A 19,525-nucleotide genomic window follows, 5' to 3' on the forward strand; every position below is an offset into this window, starting at 1 on the left:
GATAACTTGACCGGCGGGTTATGCCCGCCGGCACGGGGCAAATCTCTCCATGCATGGCAGCCGTCTACGCAGGAATCTTCTGACCGCCATGCTGCTCGGTCCGGCGACCGCGTGGCTGGTGGTGTTTCTGGTGCTGCCATTCCTCGCCATCGCGGTGTTCAGCGTCGGCGAACGAGCGCCGGAAGGCGGCTACCAGGCCGCCTTCACGCTGGCGCAGTATGCCAATCTTCCGGCGCGGGCGACCGCCTTCTGGAACACGATGATGCTGGCGCCGGTGGGAGCGCTTGCCTGCCTGCTCGTCGCTTATCCGGTCGCCTATTATCTCGCGTTGCGCGCGCCGCAGCGCTGGCGGTTGATCCTGCTGGCGCTGGTCGTCATCCCGTTCTGGACCAGCCTTCTGATGCGGACCTATGCCTGGATGTATATTCTGGGCGGACGCGGCATTCCTGCGCTGCTCGCCTTTGTCGGTATCGAGGATGTCAGGCTGATCAACACGCCGGGCGCGGTGCTGCTCGGCATCGTCTATGGCTATCTGCCGCTGATGATCCTGCCGATCTATGTCAGCCTCGAACGGCTCGACCGCCGGCTGCTGGAAGCCTCCGCCGATCTCGGCGCCACGCCATTATCGACCTTCCTCGGCGTGACGCTGAAACTGTCGTTGCCGGGCGTGATGACCGGCTTCTCGCTGGTCATGATCCTGCTGCTTGGCGAATATCTGATCCCGACGTTGCTTGGCGGCGGCAAGGTTTTTTTCATCGGCAACGCGCTGGTCGACCTGTTCCTGCAATCGCGCAACTGGCCGTTCGGATCGGCCATCGCGATCACGCTGGTGCTGGTATCGGTGGTGGTGCTGATTGCAGCCAACCGCATTTCGACCCGGGTTTCGGGCGCGCGCCGGGTGGATCTGATCTGATGCGCGCTTTCGTCATTGCGGTGTTCGCCTTTCTCTATCTGCCGATCGCGCTCGTCGTGCTGTTCTCGTTCAATGCCGGCCACCATGCCAGCGAGTTCACCGGCTTTTCGGTGCAATGGTACGGCAAGGCATTGGCGAACCCGTTCTTGGTCGAAGCGCTGAAGAACAGCCTGTTCATCGCCACCACCAGCGCCTTGCTGGCGGCGTTGTGCGGCACGGCGGCAGCACTCGGCCTGGCGCGCGTCGGCATCAGAACACGCGCGGTCTTCGATGCGCTTCTGGGCGCCGCGATCGTCGTTCCGGGCGTCGTCATCGGCATTTCGACACTGGTCGCGCTCGTTCAGCTCTTTGGCGTCGTCAATCCGTTCCTCGCCTCGATCTGGCCCGACGACCAGCCGCCGCGCCTGGCGCTCGGCTACGGTTCGATCATCGCGGCGCACGGGCTGTTCTCGATGGCGCTGGTGACGATGATCGTCGGCACCCGGCTCGGCAGCCTCGACCGCAATCTGGTCGAGGCCTCGAGCGATCTCTACGCCACGCCTTTGACGACATTCCGCTCGATCGTGCTGCCGCAGATCATGCCGGCGGTCGTTGCCGGCTTCCTGCTCGCCTTCACCTTCTCCTTCGACGATTTCATCATCGCCTTCTTCGTCGCCGGTGCGCAGACGACGCTGCCGATCTATGTCTTCGCGTCGATCCGGCGGGGCGTGACGCCGGAAATCAATGCCATCGCGACGATCGTGCTCGTCGCCTCCGTGCTGCTTGTGGTGCTCGCCCAATGGCAATTGCGCCAACGCAAACCATCGAACTGAAAGCCGTACCATGATCCTCAAAGACCGCATCGCCGTGGTGACAGGCGCCGGCTCCGGCATCGGGCGTGCCGGCGCCATGATCATGGCCAGGGAAGGCGCAGTGGTCGTCATTGCCGACAGGGATCAGGCTGCTGGCGAAGCAACGGCTTCTGACATAAGGGCGGCGGGCGGGAAGGCCGAGGCGATCGCCACCGATGTCGCTGACGACGCGGCGGTCGAGCACCTCATTGCCGGCACGCTCGACAGGCATGGGCGCATCGACATCCTGCACAATCACGCCGGCATCCAGGTTGGCGGCACGCTGACCGAAGTCGAGGTCGGCGGCATGGATGCATCGTGGCGGGTCAATGTGCGGGCGCAGTTCGTGGCGGCCAGGCTGGTCATGCCATCGATGGTCGCACGAGGCGGCGGCGTCATCCTCAACACCGCCTCCAATTCCGGCGTGTTCTACGACCGCGAGATGATTGCCTACGCAACCTCCAAACATGCGGTGGTGGCAATGACGCGGCAGATGTCGCTCGACTATGCCCGTCACAATGTCCGCGTCAACGCGCTCTGTCCGGGCTGGGTCGACACGCCGTTCAACGAACCGTTCATCGCCCAGATGGGCGGACGCGAGGCGATCGAGACCTATGTCCGCACCAAAATCCCGATGGGCCGCTGGGCCAGCGCCGATGAGATCGCCGAAGCGATCCTGTTCCTCGTCTCCGACCGCTCATCCTTCATGACCGGCCAGGCGCTGGTGATCGATGGTGGCGAAAGTATCGGTTGACACTTGTGCTTTCGCTATCAACTCCCCTGTTTCAAAGCCTTTCCGATATACTACGCCACGACTTTCACTTGTGCCGCTGCATACCGGCAGGACTATAGTCCTGCCGGTATGGGACTTCAGTGCCATGGACGTTCAAGAGCGTTGATTTGTGTTTGATATCAGATGGTTATGCTGCTGGCTGGCCGCCGGCTCTCGTATTGAGACCGCATTTGTCTAAAGTTTACTCTGTACAATTAGCGATTCCTCATACGACGGTCGCGTAGCGGCTGGGCGAAGGGCGTTCCTTGAGGAGGTTTACCATGACAAACCGAAAAACTCTGCTGGCGGCGCTTGCCGCATTGGCGCTCCTGGCATCTCCGGCGCTCGCCGGCAATGGGCACGGCGGTGGCGGTGGCAATGCCGGAGGCAACGGCGGTAGCAATGGCAACGGCGGCGGCAATGGCAATGGCCACGGTGGCGGCAATGGCAAGAGCGGCGCTTCGCACGGCAAGTCGTCCTCGGCTCAGGGGCAGGTGGCAAAGGCCAAAGCGGACGACACCACGGTCGACAAGACCACAAAGGTCTCGTCCGTGCCCAAGGAGAAGAACATCCACGCCAAGCTCGGCCGGCTGAACTCGCTGCAGCGCAACATCAACGCCTACATGAACTCGAAGAGCAAGAAGTTCGCTGCCATTCAGGCATTCGTGACGCAGTCCGCCAAAGCCAAGGTCGCTCAGGCTGCGGCTGACGCGGCCCAGGCCAAGCTCGATGCGCTGAATGCGCAGTTGAGCGCGCTGACGTCGCTGACGCCCGATCAGATTGCGGCCATGACGCCCGAAGATCAGGCGGCCTTGCCTGGGAAGATAGCGGATCTGGAGGCCGATGTCGCTGCCCAGGAGGCCGAGGTCGCCGCAGCCAATGAGGCGGCAGCCGCAGCGGAAGTCGGCACCGATGATGCATCGCTCGACGCGGCACTGGCGGATATGGCCAACAAGCCCGTCGACGCCGCGGTCACCTCCTGGGCCCAAGGCGTTCTTGCCGGCAAGATCGACCAGACAGCTGCCGCGATGCAACCGACGCCATAGCGAAATCGTCGCCGAAACGGCGGTAGCCAACAAAGCGGATGCCGCCGGGTTTCGCCTGGCGGCATCGCCGTTTCCTGGCCATGATCGGGCTGGCTATACAGGTAGCGAGGCACTCAGACGTGCTTGCGGCCGCCGGTCTCGCGAAACCAGCTGTCGGGATAGGGGTACCACCAGTCCTGGATGGCCGGCTTGTGGTCGATGATCACCATCTTGGAGCGGCGGAAGGCGTCGAGCCCCTGGCGACCGAGTTCGCGGCCGAGGCCTGACGCCTTCCAGCCGCCGAAGGGCAGGGCGTCATTGTCGATCAGCGGGTTGTTGACCCAGACCATGCCAGCCTCGAGCCGTTCAGCCGCCTCGTGGGCTTCGGCCAGATCTGATGTGAAGACCGAAGCGCCGAGCCCGAACGGGCTGTCATTGGCAAGCCGGATCGCCTCGTCGAAATCCCTGACCCGGCAGATGGCGGCGACGGGCCCAAAGCACTCCTCGCGCACGATGGCCATGTCCGGCGTGACGCCGGTCAGGATCGTCGGTTCGTAGAACCAGCCGGTGTTGTGTGCCGGCGGGATGCGCCCTCCGGTGACCACCTTGGCGCCGTGCGCGATGGCATCATCCACAAGGCGCATGACCTTTGTCCGCGCGCTTTCGCTGACCAGCGGGCCGATCTCGGTCTTGTCCATGCCATTGCCGATGCGCAACGCGTGTGTCCTTTCGGCGAACAGCGCGACGAAGCGGTCGTGCACGGCGTCGACGACGAAGAAGCGCTCGGCCGAGGTGCAGACCTGGCCGGTGAGGTGGAAGGCGGCGGTGACGCTGCCGGCGGCCGCGACCTCAAGCGGGGCGTGCTCACTGATGATCAGCGGATCGCTGCCGCCGGCTTCGATGACGCAAGGCTTCATGCGCTCGGCGCAGGCCACGGCCACGGCCTTGCCGGCGGCGACCGAGCCGGTGAAGGCGACGGCGTGGGTGCGATCGGAGGCGATCAGGGCCTGCGCGGTGGTGGCACCGCCCGGCAGGCAGGAGACCAGGCCTTCCGGCAGCGAGCGGAACACCATCATGTAGTCCAGCGTCGACAGCGTCGTCGCCTCGGCCGGCTTGATGATGCAGGCATTGCCGGCGGCGAGCGAGGCGGCGACCGTCCAGCACATCAGCAGGATCGGAAAATTGTAGGGCATGATGTGGACGGAGACGCCATAGGGCTCGTAGCGGGCATACTGGAACGAACCGGCCTGTGTCGTGCCGGCGATCTTGCCGGCATCGTCGCGCGCCATCTCGGCATAGTAGCGGAAGATCGGCGCGCAATTGGCGATCTCGCCGATGGCTTCGGGGTAGGGCTTGCCCATCTCGCGCACCATCAGTTCGGCACAGCGGGTGAAGTCGGCCGCCTCGATGGCGTTGGCGACGGCATGCAGATGCTTGGCGCGGCTCTTGGCGTCGAGCTTTTTCCAGGCGGCCTGCGCCTTGGTCGCGGCGGTGAGCGCGGCGTCGATCTCGCCATCGCTGGCTGATGCGATCGTGCCGACGGTTTCGAGCGTCGCCGGATCGATCACGGGTTTGTTGGCGCCAGTCATCGGCCGGTAGTCCGGATTGACGAAGAAAGCCGTCCGGTCAGGGGAGAAATCCATGGACATCCTCTCGGATCCGCTCAGCGGATCATGTAGACCTTCTTGATCGTCTCATGGACGGTGCAGACGCCCTTCCAGTCCTGCGGGAAGAAGGCGGCCGTATCCGGTTCGATCTCGATGACCTCGCCGGATTCATGCACATAGGTGCAGCGGCCTTCGAGGAAGTGGCAGAACTCGTCGCGGGTGACATGGCAGTGCCATTTGCCTGGGGTGCAGACCCAAAGCCCGCATTCGGAGCGGCCTTCCGGCCCCTTGTGCAGCAGCTTGCCCGAGGTGTGGGACACGCCCTCGATCATGGTCGGGATGACGCCCCAATCGACGAGGTCGGTGATGGCGAGCGGGGATTTCATGATCGGCGTTGTCATATCGATTTCCTTGAAAGGAGTGCTCAGCGGCACATGAAGGCCTTGGTCAGCGTTTGCGTGATGATGGAGATGCCGGTCCAGCCGGCGGGAAAGAATACAAGCGTGCCGGCCTCGACCGGGATCTCTTCGCCGTCGTCATGGACATAGCTGCCGCGTCCCGAGAGGAAGTGGCAGAACTCGTCGGCGGCAAAGGTGACTTTGCGCGTGCCCGGCGTGCACGACCACAGGCCGCATTCGCTCGATCCGTCCGGGTTCTGCGACAGGATCTTGCCCGAGGCGCGCGGCGAACCGGCGAGCGTGTTGCTGCCCGCGCCCCAGTCCTCCAGTTCCACGCTCGAGGCCTTCGGCCAGTGCGGTGTCGGCATGTCGTCAAGCTCCGTGGTCACGCCAGCATGTAGACGTTGCGCATGGTCTCATGCACGGTGCATTCGCCTGTCCAGCCGGCGGGGAACATGACCACGGTCCCGGCGAAGATTTCTATCACCTCACCGACATCCGACCGGTAGGTCGCGCGGCCGGCGACGAAATGGCAAAATTCATCGCGCGGGATGCTAAGGCGCCAGCGGCCTGGCGTGCAGACCCAAATGGCGGATTCCGGCTGGTTGTTCGGACCTTTGTGCACGAGTTTGCCTGTGGAGTGCGAAGCGCCGTCCAGCGCATCGGGCTGGGCACCCCAGTCGACGAGGTCGGTGCGGGTGGACGCTTGATGGAGGTGCGGGGCGGAGGAGGTCATGGGCGTGCTCCCGCGCGAAAATCAGCGTTGATATACCGAGCCCAGCCACCCCCCTCTGTCCTGCCGGACATCTCCCCCGCAAGGGGGGAGATTGGCAGCTTCGTGGCCGGCTCTCCCCTGGAGATCTTGGGAATTGGCGAAAGCCGAGATAACATCCGATCTCCACCCTTGCGGGGGAGATGCCCGGCAGGGCAGAGGGGGGTGGCTGGGCTCGGCATTTCAAACGTCGCGCTCACAGCAACGCCTCCAGCAACCCGGCAGCCTTTTCCGGCCCGTTCTGCACCTGCATCTGCCCAGATGTCTTCGCCAGCTTGGCCTTCATCTTCGGGTCGGTCAGGCAAGCTTCGATCTTGGCGATTAGCTCGGCATCGCTCCAGCCGTAGCGCGGCATGCCGAAGCCGTGGCCCGTTTCTTCGACGCGGGTGGCGTTGTCGTGGCCGTCCCAGACATAGGGCATGATGATCGCCGGCTTGCCGAAATAGAGGCACTCGGTGAACGAGTTGTTGCCGCCATGGTGGATCACCGCATCGACCTGAGGGATGACCGAAGGCTGCGGGAACCAGCTCTCGACGATGACGTTGCCGGGCACGTCCGTGTACTGGTCCTTGTAGCCGCCGACATTGACCAGCGCCCGGTAGCGCGTCTTGCCCAATGTCGCGATGATGCGCTTCAGCAGGTCGACATCGCCGGCGCCGAGGCTGCCGAAGGAGACGTAGAGCAGCGGCCCGTCATTGTTCTTCGCGAAGGTCGGCACCGTGTAGGGTTTCTCCTGTCGAACGCAGCCTTCGAGATACTGGAATTTTGCCGGGTCGAGCGGGTGGCGGCGCTTGAACTTCGCCGCCTCGGGGTAGAGCAGCAGGTTCAGATAGGGCGAGGCCTCGAAGAACTGGCCGATCGGATAGGGCGCCTCGCCGTTGGCGGTGAGGAAGGCGTTGAAGTCGTCATGGATCGGCTTGATGACGGCGTTGAAATGGTCGCGGTAGCGCTGGTGGCCGGCATGGTCGTTCTCGCCGCAGCCGGAGAGATGCGGCGGTATGTCCTCGTCCTCGATCTCGTTTTCCGAGCAGGAGATGACGCGCACCCACGGCTTGCCGTACTGCTTGATGGCCGGGAACAGGATGACATTGTCGACGCAGATCACGTCAGGCTTGATGGCCGAGAGAACGCCCGGCAGGTCCTTTTGGGCCCATTTGGCGCTGTCGACGATCGCCGTCCAGCAATCCTTGACGTAATTGTCGACCTGGTCGTAGGGCGATTTGCGGAAGTTCGGGATGTGGCCGTTGATGAAGTCTTCCCAGAATTTCGCCATCTGCTCGGGCGGCATCGGCTCGGACAGGTTCACCGGATGGGCTTCGAAGCCGTAGCCCTTGTAGAGATCGACGAAGCCCGGATCGGACAGGAACACAGCCTTATGGCCGCGCGCCTCGACTGCCTGGGCGATGCCGACGGAATTGAGCGCCGGGCCGTAGGCGGCTTCTGGAAAAAACGCGATCGTCTTCTGCGCCATCAGGCTTCTCCTGTCATTCTGCGAAAATTCTGACATCGGCGGCGTCCCAGCCGAGTTCGACCTGGTCGCCCGACGAGACCAGCCGGCGGTCGGCGGCATCCGCGGTGACACGCACCAGGAAAGGCTTTGGCGACAGCGGCGTGCGCACATGTAGCTGCAGGTCGAGCCCCTGATAGGCCAGCGCCTCGACCGTGCCGGTGGTGCGGTTGGCGGTCGGAGCCCCTGGAAACAGCCGGATGCGCTCAGGCCGCACCGACGCGACTGAAGACACACCGGGCGAAAGCGTTGCGGGCACCTTGCCTGATATCCGTGCGCCATTGGCGGCCACCACGCCATCGGCAGCGGCTTTGCCCGGCACAAAATTCATCACGCCGATGAAGTCGGCGACGAAACGGTCCGCCGGATGCTCGTAGATCGCGTGCGGCGTGTCGCATTGCAGCAGCTTGCCATCCTTCAGCACCGCCATGCGGTCGGCCATGACGAGCGATTCTTCCTGGTCATGGGTGACGATGACGAAGGTGATGCCGACCTCGTGCTGCAGGCGCTTCAATTCCAGCTGCATGGCGCCGCGCAACTTCTTGTCCAGCGCGCCGAGCGGCTCGTCGAGCAGCAGCAGCCGGGGCCGCTTGACCAGGGCGCGGGCCAGCGCCACGCGCTGCTTCTGGCCGCCCGACAATTGCTCCGGCTTGCGGTCAGCGAAGGGGACGAGTTCGGTCGTTGCCAGGATGGCATCGACGCGGGAGCGGATTTCGGCCGCCGGCAAACGCTCCATCTCCAAGCCATAGGAGACGTTGGCCCTGACGTTCATATGCGGAAACAGCGCGTAGGACTGGAACATCAGATTGACCGGCCGCTTGTTGGGCGGGGTTTTAGCAATGTCGCGACCGTCGAGCAGGATGCGCCCGTCATTCGGCGTCTCGAAGCCGGCCAGCATGCGCAGCAGCGTGGTCTTGCCGCAGCCCGATGGTCCGAGCAGAGCGAAGAACTCGTTCTCGCGGATGTCGAGCGAGATACCGTCGACGGCGGTGATCCTGCCGAAATTCTTCGACACATGATCGATGGCCAGCAGCGTGCGCGGTTCGCTCATTGGCCTATGATCCCACGGTTGAGCCGCTGCGACAGGGTCAGCGCGGTGATCGAGACCGCCATGACGATGGTCGCCAACGCGTTGATCTCCGGCGTGATGCCGAAGCGGATCATGGCGTAGATCTGCATCGGCAGCGTGGTCGAGGCGCGCCCGGCGCCGGCGGTGAAGAAGGCGATGATGAATTCGTCGACCGAGAGCGTGAAGGCGAGCAGCGCCCCGGCGATAACCGCCGGCGCGATGACCGGCAGCGTCACCCGCCGGAAGGTGGTAATGGCAGAGGCGCCGAGGTCGGCGGAGGCCTCGACGATCGACCAGTCGAAACTCTTCAGCCGCGCACGCACCACCGAGCAGACGAAGGCGAGGTTGAAGACGACATGGGCGAGGATGATGGTGTGCAGGCCCAGGGTCAGGTTGAGCATGGAAAAGAACGAGAGCAGCGCGATCGCCAGCACGATGTCGGGTATGATCATCGGCGCGAAGATCAGCGCTTCGAGGCCCTTGCCGTATTGCCGGCGCATCTCGATGCCGATCGCCAGCAGCGTGCCGAGCAGGGTGGCGATCGCGGTCGAGATTAGCGCCACGATCAGCGTGTTGAGCGCAGCGGACAGGATCGCCGAATTGCCGGCCAGCGAGGCATACCATTTCAGTGAAAAGCCCGACCATGCCGTCGGCAGACCGCCTTCGTTGAAGGACAGCGCCACCAGCACGGCGATCGGGATGTAGAGGAAGGCGAAGACGAGGCTCAGCACGAGCCAGAGCATACGCCGCGTCGCTGGGGATCGCTCAGCCATCGGTGTCTCCGCCGGCTTGCCCGGTGTGACCCGAGGCGCGACTGGCGGCCAGCGCCTGCGCCATCAATACCAGAAGCATGATGGCGATCAGCGCCATGGCGAGTGCCGCCCCGAAAGGCCAGTCATTGGCCGTCAGGAACTGGTCGTAGACGAGGTTGCCGATCATCTGGAAGCGGCCGCCGCCGAGCAGTGCCGGGGTGACGAAATTGCCGATCGACAGCACGAAGACGAAGACAGCACCTGCGGCGATGCCCGGCACTGTCAGCGGCAGGATGACACGCCGGAATGTGGTGGCTGCCGAAGCGCCGAGGTCACGCGATGCTTCGGCGAGTTCCGGGTTGAGGCGCGACAGCGGCGCGTAGCAGGCGAGGATGACGAAGGGGAGGTAGTTGTAGACGAGACCGGCGATAACCGCGCCTTCGGTGTAGAGCATCGACGGCGGCTCGCCGGTATAGCCGAACCAGCGCAGCAGCTGGGTGATCAGGCCTTCCCGGTTGAGCAGCACGATCCAGGCATAGGTGCGGATCAGATAGTTGGACCAGAAGGGCAGCACGGCGAAGAACAGGAACACCGGCTGCCACCGGCGCGGGGCGGCGGCGATGGCGTAGGCGGCGGCATAGCCGATCACCACCGCGATCAGTGTCGCGGTGCCGGCGATGCGCGCCGAATTGAGGAAAATGCCGGCATAGAGCGGGTCGAAGACCAGACCGAAATTCTCCAGCGTGAAGGTGTATTCGATGCCGCCATAGATGCCGCGCCGGAAGAAGGCGAGCGCCAGCACCAGCGCGCATGGAACCACCATCAGCGCAGTCAGCCAGACCAGCGCCGGGGCCATCAGGAGGGACGAACGAGAGGGCGTGGGAAGCGTCACACCGCACCCCCATCTGGCCTGCCGGCCATCTCCCCCTCAAGGGGGGAGATCGGCAGTCCCAACGTCGCGCTCACCCCGATGCGTTGAAGATTGGCGAAGGCGATGCCACAGCCAATCTCCCCCCTTGAGGGGGAGATGGCCGGCAGGCCAGAAGGGGGCGATACGGAACGCAAGCTTAATTCCAAGATGCTGTTGGAACAGTCCCTACTGCGCGGCCTTGATCTCGCTGACGATCTTCGAATAGTCGCGCTGGGCGTCGCCGACGTCACGCAACTGCTCGAACTTGACGAGGTCGGCCACCGGCATCGCCATGTTGGGGAATTTGGCCAGGAAATCGCCCGGCAGGCTTTCCATGGCCGGCTTGTTCGGCACCTTGTAGTCGATGTTCTGCGCCGCCCAGGCGTGGTTCTTGGCGTCGAGCATGAAGTTGATGAATTGGAAGGCGGCATCCTTGTTGGCGGAGGCCTTCATCACCACCATCGTGTCGACCCAGAGGTCCGAACCTTCCTTGGGAATGACGTATTTGATCTCGGGCTTTTCGGCGATGCCGTAATTGCACCAGCCGTCCCATGCCTGCACCATCAGCGCCTCGCCTGACACCAGCTTGGAATAGAAGGTGGTGTCGTCATAGGCGAGCAGGGTCTTCTTGGCCGAAATCAGAAGATCCTTGACCTTGGCCATCTTGGCCGGATCGGTTTCGTTGACCGAATAGCCCTTGTCGAGCTGCCCGGCAGCCAGCAGCCAGCGGTCGGTTGCCAGCATGGTGGTCTTGCCCTTCAATTCGTCGGAGGGCGCGAGCAGGTCGCTCCAGCTGGTCGGTGCGACCTTCATCAGGTCCGAGCGATAGCAGAGGCCGGTGGTGCCCCAGGTGTAGGGCACCGAGAATGCATTGCCGACATCGTGCGGCAGCTTGGCTGCTTCCGGATAGAGGTTGGCGAGGTTCGGGATCTTGGCGTGGTCGATCGGCTCGGTCAGGCCGAGCTTGTTCAACACCTCGGCGAAGGGCGAGGAAACGAAGACCACGTCATAGCCCTTGCCGCCGGCGGCAATCAGCTTGCCCATGATCTCCTCATTGGTGGCATGCACCACCACTTCGCCAGAAACGCCAGTCGCGGTCTTGAAGGCGGCCATGGCGTCGGGTGCCATGTAGCCGTCCCAGTTGGAAATGACGAGGTCGGCAGCCAGCGCCGGCGCGGACAGCGCCAAGGCCAGGCCAAGTGCGATCGAAGATGTTTTCAGCGCACGGCGCCGCAGGCTGGTAGCGGTCATGACAGACTCCCATTCCGGTTGATCGTCGAATTGCATTCGCCGGACCAACGCCTGCGACCTTGCCGCTGCCTCGATCCTGTTCCCTCGGTCTTTTGCTCGCCGATTGTGCTGACAGTACTATTGCAGAAAAAAGTACGTCAATCCATAATTTGTCAAGCGACCGTCGAATCTGGCCGATTGCGTCCGTGCGGGCGATCGGTCAAATCAAGGCGGTCATCTCGTTTTCCGCTGGACCAGTCATGCAAGCCGCAGCCCGACGACCTCGCACCAACCATCTCGATCTGGCGCAGCGCATCCTGGATGTTGCGCGGCAGCGCGGCTTCGTGCCTGGCGCACGCTTGCCGGAGCAGCAGATCGCCTCGCTGTGCAACGTCTCACGCACGCCGGTGCGGGCGGCACTCGGCCTGCTCGCGGAGCGGGGCGTCGTACGCTGGGAGGCGGATTCCGGCTATCACCTGGCGATCGACCTCACCGCGCAGGCTTCGGTCGCCACGGAATTGCCAGCTGCCGAGGAGGACGAATTGGCCGAGGCGATCCTGCGCGACCGGTCGGCGCGGCGGCTGGACCAGACGGTGACCGTCGCGGGGCTGATGCGGCGCTACAGTGCCGAGCGCAAGACGGTACTAAAAGCGTTGAACAAACTGACGGATGAAAATCTCCTGGACCGTGCGCCTGGCCAGTCCTGGCTGTTTCGGCGCACCCCCGACGATCCGGAGGCGCAAGGTGACAGCTATGAGTTCCGCTTGCTGCTGGAGCCTGCGGCCATCCTGACGCCGGGCTTCCGGCTGGATGGCGCGCGGGCGGCGGCTTTGCGCCAGGGCATGGAAGCGCTGGTGGCGCTGCCGGACGCCGCCTTCGACACCCGCGAGTTCCAGCGGCTGGACATCGATTTTCACGGCATGCTCGCCGAAGGCTGCGCCAACCGCTTCGTTGCCGACGCGCTGGCCGATCACCTCAGGCTGCGCCGGCTGCCGGGCATCTATGGCGGCGTCAACGTCTTCCGCTTGCGGCAATCGCTGCGCGAACACCTTGCTATACTCGACCATCTTGAAAGCCTGCAGTATGAGGTGGCTGCCGATCTGCTTCGCATCCACCTGCGGCTCTCCCGCAACCAGCGACCGCAGGCGGCCAGTCGCGGGGCGCCCGCCCTGTTCGGCATGATCAGCCGGCCGGATTGACGAGGATTAATTGACGCGTAAAGCCAGCCCGACCATCGCGCTGTTTCCCGAAGCAAGCTTCGGCGCGGCGTTGAATTGCGTCGGCATTGCGCAGGCATTGCGTGCCAAGGGAGCCCGGCCGGTCTTCATCTGTCATGCCGGCTTCTCCGGCGTCTTTGCCGATTATGGTTTCCAGGAATACCAGCTGCCGACCGACGAGCCGCTGAGCGACAGCGAACGCCAGAGCTACTGGCAGGCCTTCGTGCGCAGGCACCTGCCGCATTTCAGGCTGAGCCCGATCGACCAGCTGGAAACCTACGTCGCGCCGACCTGGCAAGCGATCGTCGACACCGCGGTCAACGCCGAGGCGCCGCTGCGCCAATTGCTGGCGCGGCTGAAGCCGGATGCGGTGGTGCTCGACAATGTCATCATGTTCCCGGCGATCGCCGCCGCCGGCTGTCCCTGGGTGCGCGTCGTCTCCTGCGCCGAGACCGAGCTTCCGGATGCCAATGTGCCGCCCTATCTGTCGGGACTTGGCGCCGACGACCCGCAACGCGCGACGTTCGAAGCCCGCTATCTCAGCGCCTCAGCACCGGCGCATGATCGCTTCAACCGCTTCCGGGCGGATGCCGGCCTGGCGCCGCTGCCGAAGGGTCTGTTCCTGGAGACCTCACCCGACCTCAATTTGCTGCTGACGCCTTCGATCGTGCGCCGCGAGCGCGCCGAGCCGCTCGACCCCGCGCGCTTCGTCTATCTCGAGGGCTGTGTGCGTTCGGAAGGGCCGTTCGAGGTGCCGGTGTTTCCGCGCAATGGCGGGCCGCTGGTCTATGTCAGCTTCGGCAGCCTGGGCGCCATGGATGTCGGCCTGATCGAACGGATGCTGGCGGTATTCGACAGGCTGCCCGCCCGCTTCATCGTCAACGCCGGCGGCCTGCGCGACGCCTATCGCGCGGTGCCCGACAATGTCTATCTCGACGCCTGGTTTCCGCAGCCCTCGGTGGTGGCGAAATCGGATCTGTTCATCCATCACGGCGGCAACAACAGCTTTTGCGAGGCGCTGAGCTTTGGCGTGCCGTCGCTGATCATGCCCTATTGCTGGGACGGACACGACAATGCGCGCCGCGCCGGAGAAACCGGCGTCGGTGACCATATCGGCCGTGACGCCTGGACCGAAGGAGTATTGGAGAAAGCCATTCTCGGCCTGCTGGCCGACGACGCCATGCGCGCCCGCCTCAGGGACAATGCAGCCCAGATGGCGCTGAAACCCGGAACGGATGTGGCCGCGCAAGCCATACTCTCTCTGATACGGACATGAACGAAATGCCTGACAATAACACGAACATCTCGCTCTCCGGCGGTAACGACCCCAAGACCTGGCTGGCCCGGCACGGCATCAACGAGGTCGAGTGCCTGGTGCCCGACATGAACGGCGTCCTGCGCGGCAAGGCCTTGCCTACGGCGAAATTCCTCCAGGCGCTTGAAGACCGCGCGCTCTATCTGCCGAGCAGCGCTTTCCTGGTCAGCATCGACGGCCGCTACTCCGGCTCGATCGACGAGGGTTTTGCCTATTCGGATCCGGACATGCGCATGGTGCCTGATGTATCGACGCTCTGCCTGGCGCCGGGTGCCAGCGCTGGCAAGGCCTATGTCTTTGCCGATGCCTTCCATATGGACGGCCGGCCCTGGATGGCCTCGCCGCGCCATGTGCTGCGCGCCGTCCTCGACCTCTACGCCAAGCGCGGCTGGCGGGCGGTGGTGGCGCCCGAGTTGGAGTTCTATCTCACCGCGCCCAATCCCGATCCGGACCAGCCGCTGACCGCGCCGGTCGGCGCCAATGGCCGCGCCGAGACCGTGCAGCATCCCTACGATATGGCCGCGCTCGAGGCGTTCGAGCCGGTGATCCGGCGCATTTACGACTATGCGGCGGCGGCCGGACTGCCGCTCGACACGCTGATCCACGAATCGGGGACGGCGCAGCTGGAGATCAACTTCCTGCATGGCGATGCGCTGCCGCTGGCCGACAAGGTGCTGCTGTTCAAGCGGCTGACGCGCCAGGCCGCGCAGCAAAGCGGCATGCATGCGACCTTCATGGCCAAGCCGATCGCCGCACAGGCCGGAAGCTCGATGCATCTGCATATGTCGATCATCGACGAGGCCGGCAGGACGTTGTTTGCCGGCAGCGACGATGCCGACACCGCAATGTTCGGCCACTTCATCGGCGGCCTGCAAAAGTATGTGCCCGAAATCATGCCGCTGTTTGCGCCCAACGTGAACTCGTTCCGCCGCATAAGGCCGAACCACAGCGCGCCGGCCAACATCGAGTGGTCGCACGACAACCGTTCCTGCGGCCTGCGCGTACCGGCCGGCGGCCGTGCCGCTCGGCGGGTGGAGAACCGGCTTCCAGGCGCGGATTCCAATCCTTACCTGGCGATCGCCGGCTCGCTTCTCGCCGGCTATCTCGGCGTCGAACAGAAACTGGCGCGCTCGGCCGAGGCGTCGGGCAATGCCTACAAGACCAAGAGCACGCTGCCGAAAACCATGGAGGAGGCGCTCGACCGTTTCGAGGCATGTGAGCCGGTGCGGGAACTGCTCGGCGAGGATTTCTTCCAGACCTATCTGCGCGTCAAGAGCGTGGAGCTCGATCTGTTCCAGGGCGTGGTGACGAGCTGGGAACGCGACCACCTTCTGCTGAAGGTGTGATCATGGCTTCGGGTTCAACGGGTTTCAATTCGGGCCTCGACATCGGTAAATCCTATTATGTCGCTACCGCCAATCCGGCGCCGGACCATCCGGCGCTGGTCGGCGATGTCGAAGCCGATGTGGTGGTCGTTGGTGGTGGCTGCACCGGTCTGTCCGCCGCCCTTCACGCCGCCGAGCGCGGGTTGAAGGTGGTGCTGCTCGAAGGCGGCAAAATCGGCTGGGGTGCTTCGGGGCGCAATGGCGGCCAGATGATCCCCGGCCTGCGCAAGGGCGCCAACGGACTGGTCAAGCTCTACGGGCCTGAGCGGGCGAAGGCGCTGTTCGATTTGGCCTTCGAAGCACGCGGGCTGGTGCTCGGCATCATCGAGCGCCACGCCATCGATTGCGATCTCAGGCTGACCGGCCATCTCGTCGGCGCGGTCAATAGCTCCGACCTCAGGGATCTGGAAGAAGAGGCCAAGTGCCTTGAAAGCGTGATGAAGTTTGGTGACGTCGAGATCCTGTCGGCGGCTGAAGCCCGCGCCAAGGTTGACACATCCTATCATGGCGCGATGTACGAGCCGCTTGGCGGCCATATGCACCCGCTCAATTACACGCTCGGTCTCGCCCGCGCAGCGGTTGCTGCCGGCGTCATCATCCATGAGAATTCGGTGGCCGTGCGGCTGGAGCGTGAGCCTTCGATCCGGGTCTCGACATCAAACGGCTCTGTCCGGGCAAAACATGTCGTGTTGGCCGGCGATGCATTGCTCAATGGGCTGGAGCCGCGCGTCAACAGCCGCATCATGCCGGTCGGCAACTACATCGTCGCCACCGAGCCGCTGGAGGGCAAGCGCAACGTCATTCCGGCCAATGTCGCAGTCTCCGACACACGCTTCGTCGTCAACTATTATCGCATGTCAGCCGATGGGCGGCTGCTGTTCGGCGGCGGTGAGCGCTACACGCCGTCACCGCCGGCCGACATTGCCGGCTTCGTGCGGCCGCACATGGAAGCCACCTTTCCACAGCTCAAGGGCTGCCGCATCGATCATGCCTGGGGCGGGCTTGTGTCGGTGACGACGTCGCGACTGCCGCATGTCGGGCACTATGGCGAGGTCTATTTCGCGCATGGCTATTCCGGCAAGGGCGTCATCCTGTCGACGCTATCCGGCAAGCTGCTGGCCGAAGCGATCACCGGTGACGCCTCGCGGCTCGATTTGTTCTCGACGCTGACCCCGATGCCGTTCCCCGGCGGGACTGCGCTGCGCGGCCCGCTCTATGTGCTCGGCATGCTTTGGTACGCGATGCGGGACCGCATCAAGCATTGAGGCCGCCAGACGCGACCTAGACGACGAAGAAATCCTCGATGCGCTGCCTGGCGCCAAGCAGCGCGGGCAGGATTTCCCGCTCCATCTCAGCGACGGAGAAGCGGGCGGACTGGGTCGAGACGTTGATGGCCGCGACCGTGCTTCCTGCCCGGTCGCGGATCGGCACGGCGATCGAGCGCAGGCCGAGCTCCAGTTCCTCGTCGACGATGGCAAAGCCGTCCGCTTTCGCCTTGCCGATGGCGCCGGCCAGCAGCCTGACATCGGTGATCGTCTTCGGCGTGCGTCCCTCGATTGTCGTGTGGCTGAGGAATACGTCCAATTCCCCTGATGTCAGGCCGGCAAGCAGGATGCGCCCCATCGAGGTGCAATAGGCCGGCAGCCTGGTGCCGACATCAAGCGAGACGCTGAGGATGCGGCGGCCGGGAATGCGGGCTACATAGACAACATCCTCACCCGACAGGATGGCGGCAGAGCAGGCTTCGTTCAGCTGTGCTGCCACAGCCTGCATGATGGGAGCGGCGAAGGCCCAGAGCGAGGCGCCGCCGAGCCAGGTGCGAGCGACCGTCAGCAGGCGCGGCGACAGTGAAAACACGCGGCCGGCCTGGGTGGCATAGCCGGTGGCGGTGAGCGTCAGCAGGAAGCGGCGGGCGCCGGCGCGGGTCAGGCCCGCTTCCTCCGCCATTTCGGTCAGCGTCATGCCCGAGGGGTGGCGGGCCAGAATTTCCATGACAGCTAGGCCGCGCTCGAGCGAGCCGACATGATCACGGGAAGCGGCTTCTTCGCCCATCTCAACTCCGCGGAACGGCACCGGCGTCAGGATTGACTCCTCGCCCTCGCTCAGCGTAGAGGTATCGCATACAAAACATATGTTCGCAATACGAACTCTTTGGACCCGGAGCCAATGCGATGGTCAAGTTCCTGCCGCTCAAACAGGCCGTTGCGGAGAATTTGAACGATGGTGACACGGTTGCCTTCGAGGGCTTCACCCATCTGATCCCGACGGCGGCGGCGCATGAGGCGATCCGCCAGGGGTTTCGCGACCTGACCTTGATCCGCATGACGCCGGACCTGGTCTACGACCAGATGATCGGCATGGGCATGGCGAAGAAAATCGTCTTCTCCTATGTCGGCAACCCCGGCGTCGGCCTGCTGCGGCGCGCCCGCGATGCCATCGAGAACGGCTTTCCGCGCTCACTCGAAATCGAGGAGCACAGCCATGCCGGCATGGCCAACGCCTATGAGGCGGGTGCTGCCGGGCTGCCTTGCGCGGTGTTTCGCGGCTATCGCGGCGCTGGCCTCGCGCCGGTCAACCCGAACATCAAATCGGTGACCTGCCCGTTCACCGGCGAAGTGCTGGCGGCCGTCCCCTCGATCCGGCCTGACGTCACCTTTATCCATGCGCAGAAAGCCGACAAGAAAGGCAATGTGCTGGTCGAAGGCATTATCGGCATCCAGAAGGAAGCCTTGCTGGCGGCCAAACGTGCTGTAGTGACGGTGGAGGAAGTCGTCGATAATTTCGACGACCTGCACCCCAATCTGACCGTGCTGCCGCGCTGGACGATCGCGGCGATATCCGTCGTGCCCGGCGGCTCGCATCCGTCCTACGCGCATGGCTATTACGCGCGCGACAATGCCGCCTATCTCGAATGGGACGAAATCGCCGCCGACCGCGAAAAATTCCAGGCGTGGATGCAGGCCAACGTCATCGACAAGAGCGCCGACGATTTCGCGGCCCGAGTCGAGCATCTGAGGAAAGCGGCATGAGCGACAATCAGGACTTTACCCCCAACGAGATGATGACGATCGCCGCCAGCCGCGCGCTGCGGAATGACGATGTCTGCTTCGTCGGCATCGGCGCGCCGTCGGCCGCCTGCAACGTGGCGCGGCTGACGCATGCGCCTGACATTACCTTGATCTACGAGAGCGGCACGATCGGCACCGCGCCTGACGTTCTGCCGCTGTCGATCGGCGACGGCGAATTGTGCGAAACGGCGGTCACCACGGTCGCGGTGCCGGAGATGTTCCGCTACTGGCTGCAGGGCGGCCGCATCTCGATCGGCTTCCTCGGTGCGGCGCAGCTCGACAAGTTCGGCAACATCAACACCACCGTCATCGGCGACTATTTCCATCCCAAGACCAGGCTGCCCGGCGGCGGCGGCGCGCCGGAGATCGCGACGTCGTCGAAGGAGATCTACATCACCATGGCGCAGACCAAGCGCGGCATGGTGGAGAAGATCGACTTCTTCACCTCCTTCGGCCATGGCGAGGGTGGTGACCATCGAAAACGGCTTGGTATCGAGACATCAGGCCCGACCTTGCTGATCACCGATCTCGCCATCTGGAAGCCGGATCCGGTGAGCAAGGAATTCACCGTCGTCTCGCTGCATCCGGGTGTCACCCGCGAGCAGGTGCAGGAGAGCTGTGGCTGGGTGGTTAAGTTCGCCGAGGCGCTTGACGAAACGCCGGCGCCAAGCGAACTCGAATTGAAGACATTGCGCGACCTGCAGGCCCGCACCAAGGCGGCGCATGAGGGAACCGGAAAAGCAAAGGCTGCATGA

Annotated in this window: 20 protein-coding genes; 10 read left to right on the forward strand and 10 right to left on the reverse strand. The window is 64.1% G+C overall.

Going from position 1 to position 19,525, the window contains the following annotated elements:
• The first annotated feature begins 49 nt into the window (after positions 1-49).
• From LB558_RS27590 to LB558_RS27605, 4 genes are all read left to right on the forward strand, one after another.
• Entirely contained in the window at positions 50-913 is an 864-nt protein-coding gene (locus LB558_RS27590; protein WP_224700433.1) for an ABC transporter permease, read from the forward strand.
• Positions 913-1,725, forward strand: coding sequence for an ABC transporter permease (locus LB558_RS27595; RefSeq protein WP_224700434.1), 813 nt, complete (start codon positions 913-915; stop codon positions 1,723-1,725). The genes LB558_RS27590 and LB558_RS27595 overlap by 1 nt, the downstream gene beginning before the upstream one ends.
• Positions 1,726-1,735: 10 nt before the next feature.
• Positions 1,736-2,497 (forward strand): SDR family NAD(P)-dependent oxidoreductase, encoded by a 762-nt coding sequence (locus LB558_RS27600; protein ID WP_224700435.1) that lies wholly within the window; start codon positions 1,736-1,738, stop codon positions 2,495-2,497.
• 299 nt (positions 2,498-2,796) lie between these two features.
• Positions 2,797-3,561, forward strand: a complete 765-nt coding sequence (locus LB558_RS27605; RefSeq protein WP_224700436.1) for a hypothetical protein — start codon at positions 2,797-2,799, stop codon at positions 3,559-3,561.
• Positions 3,562-3,674: 113 nt separating this feature from the next.
• Here LB558_RS27605 and LB558_RS27610 read toward each other — a convergent pair whose 3' ends face one another.
• The 9 genes from LB558_RS27610 to LB558_RS27650 form a co-directional block, all read right to left on the reverse strand.
• The gene (locus LB558_RS27610; protein ID WP_224700437.1) at positions 3,675-5,183 is read right to left on the reverse strand and encodes an aldehyde dehydrogenase family protein; all 1,509 of its coding nucleotides are present in this window, start codon (positions 5,181-5,183) and stop codon (positions 3,675-3,677) included.
• Positions 5,184-5,203: 20 nt separating this feature from the next.
• Positions 5,204-5,548, reverse strand: a complete 345-nt coding sequence (locus tag LB558_RS27615) for a cupin domain-containing protein (RefSeq protein ID WP_224700438.1) — start codon at positions 5,546-5,548, stop codon at positions 5,204-5,206.
• A gap of 23 nt (positions 5,549-5,571) precedes the next feature.
• The gene (locus tag LB558_RS27620; protein WP_224700439.1) at positions 5,572-5,913 is read right to left on the reverse strand and encodes a cupin domain-containing protein; all 342 of its coding nucleotides are present in this window, start codon (positions 5,911-5,913) and stop codon (positions 5,572-5,574) included.
• Between the two features lie 17 nt (positions 5,914-5,930).
• On the reverse strand, positions 5,931-6,281 hold the full coding sequence (locus LB558_RS27625; protein ID WP_224700440.1) for a cupin domain-containing protein: 351 nt from the start codon (positions 6,279-6,281) through the stop codon (positions 5,931-5,933).
• A gap of 232 nt (positions 6,282-6,513) precedes the next feature.
• Entirely contained in the window at positions 6,514-7,788 is a 1,275-nt protein-coding gene (locus tag LB558_RS27630) for a glycosyltransferase (protein ID WP_224700441.1), read from the reverse strand.
• Positions 7,789-7,801: 13 nt separating this feature from the next.
• Entirely contained in the window at positions 7,802-8,875 is a 1,074-nt protein-coding gene (locus tag LB558_RS27635) for an ABC transporter ATP-binding protein (protein WP_224700442.1), read from the reverse strand.
• Positions 8,872-9,666: an ABC transporter permease gene (locus tag LB558_RS27640; RefSeq protein ID WP_224700443.1), complete on the reverse strand. Its 795-nt coding sequence runs from the start codon at positions 9,664-9,666 to the stop codon at positions 8,872-8,874. Before LB558_RS27640 ends, LB558_RS27635 begins: the two co-directional genes overlap by 4 nt.
• Positions 9,659-10,501 carry an ABC transporter permease gene (locus tag LB558_RS27645; RefSeq protein WP_224700499.1) on the reverse strand — a complete coding sequence of 281 codons (843 nt, stop codon included), beginning with the start codon at positions 10,499-10,501 and terminating at the stop codon, positions 9,659-9,661. The genes LB558_RS27640 and LB558_RS27645 overlap by 8 nt, the downstream gene beginning before the upstream one ends.
• Positions 10,502-10,741: 240 nt before the next feature.
• Complete coding sequence (locus tag LB558_RS27650) at positions 10,742-11,806, reverse strand: spermidine/putrescine ABC transporter substrate-binding protein (protein ID WP_224700444.1); 1,065 nt, start codon at positions 11,804-11,806, stop codon at positions 10,742-10,744.
• Between the two features lie 239 nt (positions 11,807-12,045).
• On the opposite strand from LB558_RS27650, the gene LB558_RS27655 reads away from it, so the two are divergent.
• Genes LB558_RS27655 through LB558_RS27670 form a run of 4 tightly spaced genes read left to right on the forward strand, consistent with a single transcriptional unit; the run spans position 12,046 to position 16,967 of the window.
• Positions 12,046-12,984, forward strand: coding sequence for a GntR family transcriptional regulator (locus LB558_RS27655; protein WP_224700445.1), 939 nt, complete (start codon positions 12,046-12,048; stop codon positions 12,982-12,984).
• Positions 12,985-12,994: 10 nt separating this feature from the next.
• Positions 12,995-14,278 carry a nucleotide disphospho-sugar-binding domain-containing protein gene (locus LB558_RS27660; RefSeq protein ID WP_224700446.1) on the forward strand — a complete coding sequence of 428 codons (1,284 nt, stop codon included), beginning with the start codon at positions 12,995-12,997 and terminating at the stop codon, positions 14,276-14,278.
• Positions 14,279-14,283: 5 nt separating this feature from the next.
• Positions 14,284-15,663: a glutamine synthetase family protein gene (locus tag LB558_RS27665; RefSeq protein ID WP_224700447.1), complete on the forward strand. Its 1,380-nt coding sequence runs from the start codon at positions 14,284-14,286 to the stop codon at positions 15,661-15,663.
• Positions 15,664-15,665: 2 nt separating this feature from the next.
• Positions 15,666-16,967 carry an NAD(P)/FAD-dependent oxidoreductase gene (locus tag LB558_RS27670; protein ID WP_224700448.1) on the forward strand — a complete coding sequence of 434 codons (1,302 nt, stop codon included), beginning with the start codon at positions 15,666-15,668 and terminating at the stop codon, positions 16,965-16,967.
• 16 nt (positions 16,968-16,983) lie between these two features.
• Here the strand turns inward: LB558_RS27670 and LB558_RS27675 are convergent, their stop codons facing one another.
• Positions 16,984-17,754, reverse strand: coding sequence for an IclR family transcriptional regulator C-terminal domain-containing protein (locus tag LB558_RS27675; protein WP_224700449.1), 771 nt, complete (start codon positions 17,752-17,754; stop codon positions 16,984-16,986).
• A gap of 119 nt (positions 17,755-17,873) precedes the next feature.
• Between LB558_RS27675 and LB558_RS27680 the strand changes: the two genes are divergently transcribed.
• Complete coding sequence (locus tag LB558_RS27680; RefSeq protein ID WP_224700450.1) at positions 17,874-18,731, forward strand: CoA transferase subunit A; 858 nt, start codon at positions 17,874-17,876, stop codon at positions 18,729-18,731.
• Positions 18,728-19,525, forward strand: a complete 798-nt coding sequence (locus tag LB558_RS27685; RefSeq protein ID WP_224700451.1) for a CoA-transferase subunit beta — start codon at positions 18,728-18,730, stop codon at positions 19,523-19,525. The genes LB558_RS27680 and LB558_RS27685 overlap by 4 nt, the downstream gene beginning before the upstream one ends.

The sequence above is a fragment of the Mesorhizobium sp. CO1-1-8 genome, assembly GCF_020164875.1.
Taxonomy (GTDB): Bacteria; Pseudomonadota; Alphaproteobacteria; order Rhizobiales; family Rhizobiaceae; genus Mesorhizobium.